Below are 13007 nucleotides of genomic sequence, written 5' to 3'. Positions count from 1 at the left end.
CCGCCGCCCAACTGTTCGCGACCCAGGGGGATTAACGCAACCGGCATGGAAAAGGTCGCGGAAGAAGCACCGGTGTCGAAGCGGACGCTCTATGCGCACTTCAGGACCAAGAACGACCTGGTGATCGCCCACTTGCAGAGCCTCGTGCTGTCGGGTGCCACCCTGGAGCGCGCGCTGACCCGCGAGGATGCCTCTCTCTGGGAACGGATCCTCATGCTGTTCGACCAGCTCACGGCGGATGCGGGTCTGGTGCGCGGATGTCCGTTCATCGACGCCGCCGCGGAGTTTCCCGATCCGGAGAGCGCGGTTCATTCCTACGCCCGCGAACAGAAACTGCGGATGGCGCAGCTGATCGCCGCCTTGGTGACGGAGCTGGGCTGCCGAGAGCCCCTCGCATTCGCCGAGCAGATGGCCACCCTGGCGGATGGCGCGGCCAGTCGAGCCAAGGTGTTCGGCGAGGCGAACTATGGCCGGCACGCACGGGCGGCCGCAGAGGTTCTCCTCGAACACGCGCTGCCGGACAGCGACGGCCCCTGACCCTGCCCTGAAGGTCAGGAGGACACCAGGCGGAGGATCAGAAAAGTACTGGTCACCGGCTTGCTGTGCGTGAGCGCTGCGTGAGCGGACGGTGCGGCAGGAGCTGTCCTGGCGTGGACCATGCCCCACAGCGAGCCAGTCCTGACCTGGCGGTTCCGGACACCGAGTCAGCGTCCGGAACAACCCGGCAAGATCCAGCCAGGACTTGTAATGCGTAGGTCGTCGGTTCGAATCCGACAGGGGGCTCTCTTCCGAAGCCCAGCCCAGACAGTGTCTGAGCTGGGATTTTCGTTGTTCCCGGCGCGCCGGCGCCAACAAGGGCCGGACCTTCCGGCTCGTGACCGAGAACGGCGATCACCTGTTCCTGCGGTTCGATATCAGCGGTGCCCTGGCCAACCGCCCGGTGATCCCGCTGGCCGAGGTCGCCCAGGAGCCGGATGAGGAGAGATCGTGCTCCGGGTCGACGACGGCCCTGCCCGGCCTGGCCCTGCTCGCCGGAGGTGGCCTTTCGTTCAGTGTTCCTACCGCTCGGGCAGCCGTCTCAACGTCGGGTCGGTGATGCGGTTGAGCAGGGCCGTGGTGAAGCGTTCGGCGTGTAGAGGGTGGGGGGTCGGGGTGATGCCGTCCGTCAGGTTCAGTTGGTTGTGGATGGTTGCCACCGCTTCGTAGGCGTGCGTCAGGTGGTTTTCGCGGGGCTGCCAGTCCGTGGCGGTCAGGGCGGACTTGAGGACCGGGGTGAGGCGGTGGCCGGCTGCTGTGCGGGCGAAGGCTGTGCCGAGCCATTTGTCGTACGGCGGGTAGCGGCGGTCCATGAGGAGGCACAGGCGCATCAGGTGGCGGGTCACGTGGGCCGCGGCCACGGCGGAGCCGAGTTCGTCGCCCACCTCGCCGCAACGGCGCACGAAGGCTTCGCGTTCGGCGATGTGCTGCCACTCGCGGGCCAGGACGTGCAGCCAGACCTCGTGCGGGTACCAGCGCAAGTCGTGGCGCAGCGGCCCGAGTCGGTGGAGGCCGTCGTGGAACACCGCGCCCGCCGTGACCTCCGTGAGGAGGTGGGTGGGGGTGTCCAGCCAGTTGGTGACGGTTGTGCCGTGGGTCGGGTCGAAGCCGAGCGCCGCGGTGAACCAGGCCGTGGTGTGGGTGACTTCGACGCATTGGTGGGTGGGGTGGCCGTGGAAGGTTTTCGGGAGGTGTTCGGCGAGGTGGTGTCTGATGCGGCCCGCGTGCCTGGGCAAGTCGCTTGTGCGGAGGAAGAGTTGGAGGCGCGGACCCCATTCCGGGTCCCGCGAGCCGGGGGTGTCGTAGCCGAGGACCTCGGAGCCGCCGCCGATGCGGGCGGCGGAGTGGGGGAGGTCGGGGGCGGCCTCTTCGAGGAGGGGGCGGACGGTTTCCGTGTAGAAGCGGCGGGAAAGTTCGAGGCCCGGTAAGAAAGTTGGCGTATTCGTGAAGCTCATGCGGGGACCCTGCCCGGTATGGCCATGATCGTGTACCCGAGTTGCGTGTGAGGTCGTGCCGTCGGGGTCAGGCCTGGGCCACCGCGTTCAGTGCCTCGTCCGTCAGTCGGTACACCGTCCATTCGTTCTGGGGGCGGGCGCCCAGCGCCTCGTAGAAGCCGATCGACGGGGTGTTCCAGTTGAGGACGGACCACTCCAGACGTTCGTAGCCGCGGGTGACGCAGATGCGGGCGAGTTCGGTGAGGAGGGCCTTGCCGTGGCCGGCGCCGCGGGCGGTGGGGCGGACGTAGAGGTCCTCCAGATAGATGCCGTGCACTCCGCGCCAGGTCGAGAAGTTGAGGAACCACAGGGCGAAGCCGACCGGTTCGCCGGTGGTGTCGTCGGTCGCGATGTGGGCGTAGGCGCCGGGGTGTTGGCCGAAGAGGGCCTCGTGGAGTTGCTCGGGGGTGGCCCTCGCCTCGTCGGGTTCCTTCTCGTAGGCGGCGAGTTCGCGGATCAGGGCGTGGATGACGGGGATGTCGGTGGGGGTCGCGGTGCGGATCATGCGGAGAGCGTAGAAGACGGGCTCGGGTCCGCGTCCCGTTCGGCGGGCTCGCGGCGGGGAAGGAGCAGGGGGCTGGCCAGGAGGAGGACTCCGGCCAGCGCGATCGCCGTGCGGGGGGTCGTGGCCGCGGCCAGCCAGCCCCACGCGGCCGTCGTCAGCGCGATCGCCGCGCTCGTACTGATCGACCACGCGGTGAGCGTGCGGGCCACGCGGTCGGGGGCGGTGTGGGTCAGGCGGGCGGTCGCGAGGAGCGGGTTGAAGACGCCGATGCAGGTCACCAAGGCGAGTTGGAGGGCGGCGACCAGGAGCATGTCGGGGGTCCCTGGGCCGACGAACGCCAGGCCGAGCGGCCAGCACGCGCGCAGTGTCCCGGACGTCAGCAGCACTCTGTGCCGGCCGAAACGGGCCGCCAGCGGGCGGGCCAGGCGGGAGCCTACGAAGCCGCCGGCGCCGGAGGAAGCCGCCAGCGCGAGGGCGAACTGCCAAGGGGCGAAGCCGAGATGGCCCAGCATGAGCACCGCCAGCAGGGGTTCCGAGGCCATGATCAGGCTGTTGACCGTCATCGCGTTCAGGAGCAGGGGGCGCAGGGTGGGGTGGGTGAGGATGTGGCGCCAGCCCGCCAGCAGGTCGCCTGGGCCTGGGGTTGAGCCCGGCCCTGGTCGTGGTCGTGGGTGTGGGTCTGGTTTGTCTTTGGGGGGTGGGTGCGGGTCCGGGCCGCCGATGGCCTTGATGCCCAGGGCCGACAGCAGGTAGCTGGTCGCGTCGGCCACCACGGTCGTCACCGGGCCGAACATTCCGATCGCCGCGCCGCCCAGCGGAGGGCCGAGCATCGTCGAGGTCCATGTCGTCGATTCGAAGCGGGCGTTGGCGATCAGCAGGTCCTCGGGCGCGATGAGGGACTTGAGGTAGGCGCCGCTCGCCGCGTTGAACGCGATGTTCGCGGTGGCCACCGTGATCGAGACGAGGAGCAGCTGGGTGAAGGTCAGTTCATCGAGCGCGTACGCGACGGGGATGCTCAGCAGCGCCGCGAAGCGGGTCAGGTCCATCGCGATCATCACCGGGCGTTTGCGGCGGAACTCCACCCACGGTCCCAGCGGCACCGCGAGCAGCGAGCCCACCGCCCGGCCCGAGGCGGCCAGTATCGCGACCTGGGTCGGGCCGGAGTGCAGTACGAGGATCGCCAGGACGGAGAACGCGCCGAAGCCCAGACCGGTGCCGTACGAGCTGATCGCGAACGCCGCCCACAGCCAGCCGAACTGCCTTCCCAGCGCTCGCCTGGCCACCTCTGCGCTCCCTCTGCCGGGGTCCGTCCGGCTCGCGGATTCCGGCCAGCTCTGGCGGGTTCCGTCCGGCTCTGACGGACTCCGGCCAGCTCTGGCGGACTGTGTCGGACAACCTTGTGTTGACCTCATGGATCCAAGCGAGTGGCACCGGCAGTGGTCAAACAACCGGGTCGCCTTGTCGGTACAACCAAGGGTTGTGACGGATGGTGTGGTCAGGTGCGTAGGCGGCGGGCGATCTCCAGGTGGTGGGGTGCCGGTCGGCGGCCGGACTCGATCGACCACAGCGCGTTCTGGAGGACCCGGGCCAGTGTCCAGGCCCGCGCGCGTTCCCTGTCGATGCCGATCACGTCGGTCATCGCGTCGAAGCGCCAACGGATTTCGTCGGGCTCGAAACGGTTGTCCAGCGCCGGGAAGAGTTCGAAACCCGGGTCGCCGGCGAGTGGCTTGGGGTCGATCGCCAGCCAAGGGCCCCGGTCGTCGTGGGCGGAACCGGTGTCGGGGGCGAGGACGTTGTCGTAGTGCAGGTCCCAGTGCAGGAGGCGGTCGCCCGGGTCCGCGGCCACCTCGCGGAGCGCCGCCGCGCAGTCCTCGATCAGGTGTCGGTCGGGGGCGTCGGGGGCGGCAGGGAGGTGGGTGAGGGCGGCGGGGGTCCGGTCCAGCATGGCCGTGGTCAGCGTGCCCAGGTCCCGGCGTAGTTCCGGTGGTGCGGATACCGTCGTCAGACGGGCCAGGAGACCGGCGATCACGAGGGTCGCGGCGCGGGTGTCCGGTTCGTGGGTCAGGGCGTGGGACGCGTCCAGGCGTTCCAGGAGCAGGGTGCCGGTCGCGGTGTCGTAGGCGAGGAGTTCTACGGCGCCCTCGCCCGCCCATGCGCGCAGTGCGAGCGGTTCGCCCGCCGTCTCCTCGTCCAGGCGCTGGAGTTTCAGCGCGGCCGGGGTGCCGTCGGCGCGCCGTACGGGCAGGACCAGGGCGCACATCCCGTAGTGGGACGGGCCGTCCAGCCGTAGTGACCAGCGGGAGAGGAAGTCGGCCGCCCGGTGCGGGAGCGCGGCCACGAACGCTCGTCCGGCCTCGCCGTTGAATCTCTCCTGGGAGGCGGCCAGCCCGGCCGGAATGTCGATCACGCCCGGGACGATACTGGCGTGCGTGAATCGGCTCATGCGAATTATCCGGGGCCTCCACAGGGTGTGGACGTATGTGCGCAGCGCCCCCGGCACCTATGTCTGGCTGGGGATTCTTTTCTTCACCACCGTCGCCATGCATCACATGTCGCCGGATTTCGAACAGGACTTCCTGCGGCAGCGGTCCACGAACATCCACGAGTTGTCCAACAACCCGGTGCGGGTGCTGTTCGCGAGCGCGATGTGGATCGACGGGGGGCGCTGGCTGCCGTACGCCGTGCTGTACACGGTGTTCCACGCGCAGGCGGAGCGGTGGCTCGGGACGGCGCGCTGGCTGATGGTGTGCGTGGCCGCGCACGTGCTCGCCTCGCTGATCAGCGAGGGGGCGCTGCTGTGGGCCGTGAAGAACGGCATGGCGCCGGAGTCCTCCGTCGACACCCTTGACATCGGGGTGAGTTACGCGCTGGCGGGGGTGGTCGGGGTGCTCGTCTATCGGATCGCCGCGCCTTGGCGTTACGCGTATCTGGTGGTGGTCGTCGGTGTTTACGGGGTGCCCCTGGTCACCCATCGGACCTTCACCGATCTTGGGCATTTCACCTCCATGGCGATCGGTCTCGCGTGTTATCCGCTGGTCAGGGGCTGCGGAAAAGCATGGAATCCGAAGGAGACAGTGGCCGCCCTTAGGGGTTAGCGTCCGGGCATGGGCAGTTCGGCAAGCGATTCGGTCAGTGGTTCGGCGAGTGGTTCGGTAAGCGGTTCGGTGAGTGGTTCGGCCGGTGGGTTCGTCAACGGTGGTGTTTCCTTTTGGTACGCGGACGACGGGCTTCCGGAGCGGCGGGAGCCGCTTGCCGGTGACGCCACGGCCGATGTCGTGATCGTCGGCGGCGGCTACACGGGGCTGTGGACCGCCTACTACCTCAAGCGCGCGGATCCCTCCCTGCGGGTCACCGTCCTGGAGCAGAAGTTCTGCGGCTACGGCGCCTCGGGGCGCAACGGCGGGTGGCTGTACAACGGGATCGCCGGGCGCGACCGGTACGCCGCACTGCACGGGCGGGAAGCCGCCGTACGGCTCCAGAAGGCCATGAACGACACCGTCGCCGAGGTCGTGAAGGTCACGGAGGAAGAACGGATCCAGGCCGATGTCCATCGGGGTGGCGTGCTCGAAGTCGCCTGCACCCCGGCCCAGTTGGCACGGCTGAAGGTCTTCCACGAGCACGAGCTGTCGTACGGCGAGAAGGACCGTGAACTGTACGGCGCGCGCGAGACCGCGGAGCGGATCCGGGTCGCGGACGCGGTCGGGTCCACGTGGACGCCGCATGGTGCCCGGCTGCATCCGGTGAAACTGGTGAAGGGGCTCGCTCGGGTCGTTGAAGCCCTGGGGGTGGTGCTGCACGAGTCGACGCCCGTGACCGAGATCCGGCCTCGGCACGCGGTCACGCCGTACGGCACCGTTCGCGCGCCCTACGTTCTGCGGTGCACCGAGGGCTTCACCGCGAGTCTCAAGGGGCAGCGGCGGACCTGGCTGCCCATGAACTCCTCGATGATCGCGACCGAACCGCTCAGCGACGAGCAGTGGGCGTCGGTCGGGTGGGACGGGCTGGAGACGCTCGGGGACATGGCCCACGCGTACATGTACGCGCAGCGGACCGCGGACGGGCGGATCGCGTTGGGCGGGCGTGGGGTGCCGTATCGGTTCGGGTCGCGGACCGACAACGACGGGCGGACGCAGGCGGCGACGGTCGAGGCGCTGCGGGAGATCCTCGTGCGGTTCTTTCCGGCGCTCGCCGGGGTGCGGGTGGCGCATGCCTGGTCGGGGGTGCTCGGGGTGCCTCGGGACTGGTGCGCGACGGTGACGCTGGACCGGGCTACGGGGCTGGGGTGGGCGGGGGGTTACGTCGGGTCGGGGGTCGCCACGACCAATCTGGCCGGGCGGACGCTGCGGGATCTGGTCCTGCTGGACTCGGGGGAGGGCGGTGCGACGGATCTGACCGGGCTGCCCTGGGTCGGGCACAAGGTGCGGAAGTGGGAGCCGGAGCCGTTCCGTTGGCTGGGGGTGCAGGGGATGTACGCGACCTATCGCGCGGCGGACCGGCGGGAGCTCGCGGGGCATGGGGCGCGGTCGTCGCGGTTGGCGCGGATCGCTGACCGGGTGGCTGGGCGGCACTGAGCGCGGGGTGCGTGGTTCGGCTGCGGTTCGTTGTGGGTCGGTGCCGTGCCGGGGGGTGTCCGTCCTCGGAACGGCGCGGAATCGGTCTCGCAAGAGTGTCAGGGTGTTGACGCGCCAACCGCTGCGGGCGGACACCCCCCGGCACGACCCCTTCTCGCCGTACGCCGCTGACGGTCCGTGCGGGGTGCTTCCGCCGTACTCGGCTATCCCGGAGTGCCCGGTGCTTCCGCCGTACTCGGCTCTCCCGCCGTCCGGGTGGGGGTGGCCCGGGTGGGTGGGGGCTGTCCGTTTGGCTCAGCTGTGTTTTGGGGCCTTTGCCGTCACCATCAGGCCTGCCACCAAGCCTGCCAGGAGCATGACGGCCACGGCCCACCAGATGGCGACCGTGTAGCCGTGGACGATGCCCTTGCTGGTGATCAGGGCCTTCTGGGACGGGGTGTGGAGGTGGGCGGCTATGTAGGCCGTGCTGCTGGTGGTGGCGATCGTGTTGAGCAGGGCCGTGCCGATCGAACCGCCCACCTGCTGGGACGTGTTGACGGTCGCGGACGTCACGCCCGAGTCCTGCGGTGCCACCCCGGCCGTCGCGGTGGCGAAGACCGGCATGAAGATCAGGCCCATGCCCAGGCCCATCAGGATCAGCCCGGGGAGGAGTTCGGTCGCGTAGTCCGAGTCGACCGTCAGGCGGGTGAAGAAGGACATGCCCCCGGCGGCCAGGATCGCGCCCGGCACCATCAGGGTGCGGGGCGGTACGTGGTGCATCAGCCGCGCCGAGATCTGGGTCGAGCCGATGATGATCGCGACCGTGAGGGGCAGGAAGGCCATGCCGGTCTTCACGGGGGAGTAGTCGAGGATGCCCTGGAGGTAGTAGGTCATGAACAGGAACATCCCGAACATGCCGATCACGGCGAGGCCCATGGTGAGGAAGCAGCCCGCCCGGTTGCGGTCCTTGACGATGTGGAGGGGGAGGAGGGGGCTGGGGGCCCTCGTCTGCCAGACCACGAAGGCCGTGAGGAGTACGACTCCTACCGCGAACAGGGCCAGGACCAGGGAGTCCGTCCAGCCGCGCGGCTCCGCCTCGCTGAAGCCGTAGACGATCGCCACCAGTCCGCCGCAGCCGAGGATCACCCCGGGCACGTCCAGGCGGGCGCCCGTGTGGCCGGGGCGGTCGTGGAGGAGGGCGAAGGCGCCGAAGACCGCGATGACGGCGATGGGGATGTTGACGTAGAGGCACCAGCGCCAGTTCAGGTACTCGGTCAGCAGGCCGCCCGCTATGAAGCCGATCGCCGAACCGCTGCCCGCGAGCGCGCCGTAGATCCCGAAGGCTTTTCCGCGTTCCTTCGGGTCGGTGAAGGTCGTGGTGAGGAGGGAGAGCGCGGAGGGGGCCAGTACGGCGGCGAAGACGCCCTGGAGGGCTCGGGCGCCGAAGAGCATGCCGGAGGTCGTGGCCGCGCCGCCCAGCGCGGAGGCGCCGGCGAAGCCGATCAGGCCGATGACGAACGTCCGTTTGCGGCCCACCAGGTCTGCGACCCGGCCGCCGAGCAGGAGCAGTCCGCCGAAGGCGAGCGTGTAGGCGGTGATGACCCACTGGCGGTTGCCGTCGGACATGCCCAGGTCACGCTGTGCGGAGGGGAGCGCGATGTTCACGATCGTCGCGTCCAGGACGACCATCAGCTGCGCGAGAGCGATGATCACCAGGCCCCACCAGCGCCGGGGATCGGGCTCGGCGACGGTCGTACTGGACTCACCTGTTCGGGTGACGCTCATCTGCCCAGAAGACCATGAACCGGTATGTATCGCATCTGCGGGGCCGGTCATGGTTCGAGGACCACTTTTCCGGTCGTCCCCCGGGTCTCCAGGGCTCGGTGCGCGTCCGACGCTGCGGATAGTGGAAACCGTTGTACCGCCGGTACGAGCCTGCCCTCGGCGGCCTCGGTCAGCGCCCGTAGTTCGAGGGTGCGGATGGGGTTCGGGCCGCCGGTCCTCGCCGTCATCGTGGGGCCGAGGATCTGTTCGGTCGCGTTCTCGGTGCGGTACGGCTCTCCGCTCGACCAGCCGAAGACGATGTGCCGGCCGGTCGGGGCGAGGAGAGCGGTGGTCTCACGGGCCACGGCTCCGCCCACGCCGTCGAACACCACGGTCGCCTGCCGGTCGCCCAGCCAGGCGCGGGTCCTCTCCGGCCAGTCCGGGCTCGTGTAGTCGACGGCCAGGTCGGCGCCGTTCGCCCGGACCAGGGCCGTCTTCTCGGGGCCGCCCGCCAGGCCGATCACCGTGGCGCCGGCCTGGGCGGCGTACTGGACCAGGAGGGTGCCCAGGCCTCCGGCCGCGGCCGGGACCACGGCCACGGAATCCGGTCCCAGCTCACCGAACTGCACGATCCCCATCGCCGTACGGCCCGTTCCGATCATGGCCACGGCTTGGGCGAAGTCCAGGTTCCCGGGGATCTCGTGGACCCGGTCGACATCGACCACCGCCGACTCGGCATAGCCGCCGGGGGCGAATCCGAGGTGGGCCACCACCCGTTTCCCCAGCCACGTGTCTGCGACCTCGTCGCCGAGCGCGTCGACGACACCGGCCACCTCGCGGCCGGGGATCGTGGGGAGGGTCGGGAGGGTGGGGAGGGGGCCCTGTTCGCCTGCTCGCAGCAGTGTGTCCAGGAGGTGGACTCCGGCCGCGGCCACGGCGATACGGACCTGGCCGGGCGCGGGGGAGGGGGCTTCTACCTGTTCGTAGGTGAGGTGGTCGGCGGGGCCGAAGGTGTGGAGTCGTATGGCGTGCATGGGCGTCACTTTTCAACCTCAAGCATGCTTGAGGTCAAGGGGGCGAGGCCCGTTGTCAGTGGTGGGGTGCAGGATGGGGGGCATGGCGAGGAGAGCGGCAGGCGGGAACGGCGGGACGGGTGGAGTGAAGGGGGCGCGGCGGCCCGAAGTGCGGTTGCCGGCTCTGGAGGCGTACGGGGGTGGGGAACTGGAGCCCGACGGGGACTACGACGGGCTGGAGATCAAGGACGAGGACTTCGTGGCGCAGGACGGCGGGGGCGCCCGGTTCATGGACTGCGCGCTGACGGGGTGCGCGTTGGACGAGACCCGGCTCCACCACGCTCGCGTCCTGGATTCGGTCCTCACCGGCATACGGGGTGTCGGTACCGATCTCGCGGAGTCCACCCTGCGTGATGTCGAGCTGATCGACGCCCGGATGGGGGGTGTGCAGATGCACGGAGCCGTCCTGGAGCGGGTGGTCGTCCGGGGCGGGAAGATCGACTACCTGAATCTGCGCCGGGCCAGACTCCGGGACGTCGTCTTCGAGGGGTGCGTGCTCGTCGAGCCGGACTTCCTCGAAGCCCGGCTGGAACGGGTCGAGTTCGTGGGCTGCTCGCTGAAGGGCGTGGACTTCACGGGGGCGACGTTCACGGACGTGGATCTGCGCGGGGCCGCCGAGCTGGAGATCGCCCGAGGTGTCGACCGGCTCTCGGGAGCCGTCATCAGCATGGGGCAACTGCTGGATCTGGCACCTGTGTTGGCCGTGCAGCTGGGGATTCGGGTGGAGGGGTAACGCGTGGAGGGGGAACGGGTGGAGGGATAAGTAAGAGGGGGAGGCGGGGGAGGGGGAGGGAGGGGGCAGGGGGGCGGGGCCCGGAGGGTGTCGTCCGCAGGTGTTCACCCCACCCGGGGGAACCTCGCCTGTAGCGTCCAGATCGCCGGGTTCTCGCCCAGGGCATCGTGCATGTCGACCAGGTCGGCGATCAGGTCGTGCAGGAAGTCCCTTGCCTCGCGGCGGAGTTCGGTGTGCGAGAAGGTCAACGGCTCCTCGTCGCGCCGCATCCAGTCCGCCTCCACGTCCACCCAGCCGAAGCGCCGCTCGAAGAGCATGCGGTCCGTGGACTCGGTGAAGTCCAGCTCCGCCCGCTGCGGACGGGACGCCCGCGAACCCGCCGGGTCCTGGTCGATCCGCTCCACGATGTCGCACAGCGCCCACGCGAAGTCGAGCACCGGCACCCAGCCCCACGCGGTGGCCACCTCGCGGTCCGCCTTGGTGTCGGCTAGATACACGTCACCGCAGAACAGGTCGTACCGCAGCGCGTGGACGTCGGCGCGCCGGTAGTCGGTCTGCGGGGGGTCCGGAAAGCGGTTGGAGAGGGCGTAGCCGATGTCGAGCACGTAGGTGATGGTGTCATGGGGGCGGGGGGTGCGTTCCCTGTGCCACCTGGTGTCCATGTCCATGTCTGTGTCTGTGTCCGGTCTGCCGGGGCGTCGGTCGTGGGTCACGTTTCGTCGTGGTGCGTCAGCCTGCCGTCGGTGAGGCGCCAGTGGTGCTGGTGCGGTGGCAGGTGTCAGGTGCCAGGTCTCGCCGGCCTTCGTCGACTGTGCGATCTAGGCGCGGAGTTGAGGGAGGCCCTGCGCACGCAGGACAGCGTCAGGCGGTGCGGACCGGGGGGTCATAGGATTCCGGACATGTCCCCCCGATCCGCGAACCCGTCCGTGCCCCTCGCCTTCACGGTCACCGCGTGTGGGCTGGCCCTGCTGCTGACGGCGTGCGGTGGGGCGGGGGGTGCGCGGGGGAGTGCCGGGAGCGCGGGGGTGGGGGATCCGTACTTCCCCAAGGCCGGCAACGGCGGCTACGACGTGACCCACTACGCCCTCGACCTGGCGTACACCCCGGACGCCTCGGCCACCTTGACCGGTACGGCGACGATCACGGCGCGGGCCGGTGTTCGACTCTCCGCCTTCGACCTGGACTTCAAGGGCATGAAGGTCGAGTCCGTGACGGTCGGGGGCCGTGACGCCCGATGGAAGCGCGACGGCCAGGAACTGATCGTCCGCCCGCGCTCCGCCCTCGCCGAGGGCAAGCTGTTCGAGACGACCGTCCGCTACTCCGGCGTGCCCGAGACGCTCACCGATCCGGACGGGTCGGAGGAGGGCTGGCTGCCCACGGCTGACGGTGCGGTGGCGCTCGGTGAACCGGTCGGCTCTATGGCCTGGTTCCCCGGTGACCACCATCCCTCCGACAAGGCGACCTACGACCTCTCGATCACCGTCCCGAAGGGTCTCCAGGCCGTCTCCAACGGGGAGTTGAGGGCCGAGACCACGAACTCCGCCGGTACCCGGACGACTTACCGGTGGCGTACCGCCCAGCCCATGGCGACCTACCTGGCCACGGTCGCGATCGGGCACTACGACATCACCCGCACCACGACGAAGAACGGGCTTCCCGTGTACACGGCGGTCGACCCGAAGGAGGCGGTGGCCAGTCGCGCGGTGCTGGCTTCGCTGCCGCGGATCATGGAGTGGGAGGAGTACAACTTCGGGCCGTATCCCTTCTCCTCCACCGGTGCGATCGTCGATCGGCGGGGTGACGCGGGCTACGCGTTGGAGACGCAGAACCGGCCCTTCTTCCCCGGTGCCCCGGACACCGCGACCCTCGTGCACGAACTCGCCCACCAGTGGTTCGGCGACTCCGTGACGCCGCGGAGCTGGCGTGACATGTGGCTCAACGAGGGCTTCGCCACGTACGCGGAATGGCTCTGGTCCGAGGACCACGGCGGTGACACGGCCCAGGAGAGCTTCGACGCGCTCTACGCCGGGACCTACTTCGACGACCCGGCCGAGAGCGAGGCCGTGTGGGCTTTTCCGCCGGGGCGTCCCAGCTCCGCCGCGCACATCTCCGACAGTCCCGTGTACGAGCGCGGCGCGATGGTGCTGCACAAGATCCGGCGGACGGTCGGCGACGACCGGTTCTACGACATCGTCCAGGGCTGGGCCGCCGCGCACCGGCACGGGAACGCGGACACCGCCGACTTCACGAAGTACGTGGAGCGGATGGCGCCGGGGAAGGACTTCGGGGGGATCTGGAAGGACTGGCTGTACGGGGACGGGAAGCCGGCGCACGCCTGAGAGGCCTGCGTCG

Annotated in this window: 12 protein-coding genes; 5 read left to right on the top strand and 7 right to left on the bottom strand. The window is 69.7% G+C overall.

Features of this window, described 5'->3' with window-relative positions; genetic code table 11:
- Positions 1-45: 45 nt before the first annotated feature.
- The gene (locus ACIQPR_RS05865) at positions 46-537 is read left to right on the top strand and encodes a TetR family transcriptional regulator (RefSeq protein ID WP_403642411.1); all 492 of its coding nucleotides are present in this window, start codon (positions 46-48) and stop codon (positions 535-537) included.
- Positions 538-1058: 521 nt separating this feature from the next.
- Here the strand turns inward: ACIQPR_RS05865 and ACIQPR_RS05860 are convergent.
- From ACIQPR_RS05860 to ACIQPR_RS05845, 4 genes are all read right to left on the bottom strand, one after another.
- Positions 1059-1991, bottom strand: coding sequence for a DUF4037 domain-containing protein (locus ACIQPR_RS05860; RefSeq protein WP_403642408.1), 933 nt, complete (start codon positions 1989-1991; stop codon positions 1059-1061).
- A 67-nt stretch (positions 1992-2058) separates the two neighbouring features.
- Positions 2059-2535, bottom strand: coding sequence for a GNAT family N-acetyltransferase (locus ACIQPR_RS05855; RefSeq protein ID WP_403642405.1), 477 nt, complete (start codon positions 2533-2535; stop codon positions 2059-2061).
- Entirely contained in the window at positions 2532-3818 is a 1287-nt protein-coding gene (locus ACIQPR_RS05850; protein ID WP_403642402.1) for an MFS transporter, read from the bottom strand. Before ACIQPR_RS05850 ends, ACIQPR_RS05855 begins: the two co-directional genes overlap by 4 nt.
- 212 nt (positions 3819-4030) lie before the next feature.
- Positions 4031-4978 carry an aminoglycoside phosphotransferase family protein gene (locus ACIQPR_RS05845; protein ID WP_403642400.1) on the bottom strand — a complete coding sequence of 316 codons (948 nt, stop codon included), beginning with the start codon at positions 4976-4978 and terminating at the stop codon, positions 4031-4033.
- Here ACIQPR_RS05845 and ACIQPR_RS05840 point away from each other — a divergent pair.
- The gene (locus tag ACIQPR_RS05840) at positions 4977-5630 is read left to right on the top strand and encodes a rhomboid-like protein (RefSeq protein ID WP_403642957.1); all 654 of its coding nucleotides are present in this window, start codon (positions 4977-4979) and stop codon (positions 5628-5630) included. The two genes, ACIQPR_RS05845 and ACIQPR_RS05840, sit on opposite strands and share 2 nt — an antisense overlap.
- A gap of 9 nt (positions 5631-5639) precedes the next feature.
- Positions 5640-7106: an NAD(P)/FAD-dependent oxidoreductase gene (locus ACIQPR_RS05835; RefSeq protein WP_403642397.1), complete on the top strand. Its 1467-nt coding sequence runs from the start codon at positions 5640-5642 to the stop codon at positions 7104-7106.
- Positions 7107-7400: 294 nt separating this feature from the next.
- On the opposite strand, the gene ACIQPR_RS05830 is transcribed toward ACIQPR_RS05835, so the two are convergent.
- Positions 7401-8870 (bottom strand): MFS transporter, encoded by a 1470-nt coding sequence (locus ACIQPR_RS05830; RefSeq protein ID WP_403642394.1) that lies wholly within the window; start codon positions 8868-8870, stop codon positions 7401-7403.
- A gap of 47 nt (positions 8871-8917) precedes the next feature.
- The gene (locus tag ACIQPR_RS05825; RefSeq protein ID WP_403642391.1) at positions 8918-9883 is read right to left on the bottom strand and encodes a zinc-binding dehydrogenase; all 966 of its coding nucleotides are present in this window, start codon (positions 9881-9883) and stop codon (positions 8918-8920) included.
- 82 nt (positions 9884-9965) lie between these two features.
- On the opposite strand from ACIQPR_RS05825, the gene ACIQPR_RS05820 reads away from it, so the two are divergent.
- Entirely contained in the window at positions 9966-10655 is a 690-nt protein-coding gene (locus ACIQPR_RS05820; RefSeq protein WP_403642389.1) for a pentapeptide repeat-containing protein, read from the top strand.
- A gap of 104 nt (positions 10656-10759) precedes the next feature.
- On the opposite strand, the gene ACIQPR_RS05815 is transcribed toward ACIQPR_RS05820, so the two are convergent.
- Positions 10760-11260 (bottom strand): hypothetical protein, encoded by a 501-nt coding sequence (locus ACIQPR_RS05815; protein WP_403642954.1) that lies wholly within the window; start codon positions 11258-11260, stop codon positions 10760-10762.
- Positions 11261-11554: 294 nt separating this feature from the next.
- Here ACIQPR_RS05815 and ACIQPR_RS05810 point away from each other — a divergent pair, with 294 nt between their 5' ends.
- A complete protein-coding gene (locus tag ACIQPR_RS05810) occupies positions 11555-12994 on the top strand; it encodes a M1 family metallopeptidase (protein ID WP_403642386.1) in 1440 nt (479 codons plus the stop codon).
- Positions 12995-13007 lie beyond the last annotated feature (13 nt).

Source organism: Streptomyces sp. NPDC091280 (assembly GCF_044768565.1).
In the GTDB taxonomy this organism is placed as follows: domain Bacteria; phylum Actinomycetota; class Actinomycetes; order Streptomycetales; family Streptomycetaceae; genus Streptomyces.
This window is presented reverse-complemented; position numbering and strand designations above follow the sequence as displayed.

Bases quoted from the DNA above. Each gene is read 5' to 3' on its own strand.
- ACIQPR_RS05865 (WP_403642411.1), top strand. From the start codon at position 46: ATGGAAAAGGTCGCGGAAGAAGCACCGGTGTCGAAGCGGACGCTCTAT.
- ACIQPR_RS05860 (WP_403642408.1), bottom strand. From the start codon at position 1,991: ATGAGCTTCACGAATACGCCAACTTTCTTACCGGGCCTCGAACTTTCC.
- ACIQPR_RS05855 (WP_403642405.1), bottom strand. From the start codon at position 2,535: ATGATCCGCACCGCGACCCCCACCGACATCCCCGTCATCCACGCCCTG.
- ACIQPR_RS05840 (WP_403642957.1), top strand. From the start codon at position 4,977: ATGCGAATTATCCGGGGCCTCCACAGGGTGTGGACGTATGTGCGCAGC.
- ACIQPR_RS05845 (WP_403642400.1), bottom strand. From the start codon at position 4,978: ATGAGCCGATTCACGCACGCCAGTATCGTCCCGGGCGTGATCGACATT.
- ACIQPR_RS05835 (WP_403642397.1), top strand. From the start codon at position 5,640: ATGGGCAGTTCGGCAAGCGATTCGGTCAGTGGTTCGGCGAGTGGTTCG.
- ACIQPR_RS05830 (WP_403642394.1), bottom strand. From the start codon at position 8,870: ATGAGCGTCACCCGAACAGGTGAGTCCAGTACGACCGTCGCCGAGCCC.
- ACIQPR_RS05825 (WP_403642391.1), bottom strand. From the start codon at position 9,883: ATGCACGCCATACGACTCCACACCTTCGGCCCCGCCGACCACCTCACC.
- ACIQPR_RS05820 (WP_403642389.1), top strand. From the start codon at position 9,966: ATGGCGAGGAGAGCGGCAGGCGGGAACGGCGGGACGGGTGGAGTGAAG.
- ACIQPR_RS05810 (WP_403642386.1), top strand. From the start codon at position 11,555: ATGTCCCCCCGATCCGCGAACCCGTCCGTGCCCCTCGCCTTCACGGTC.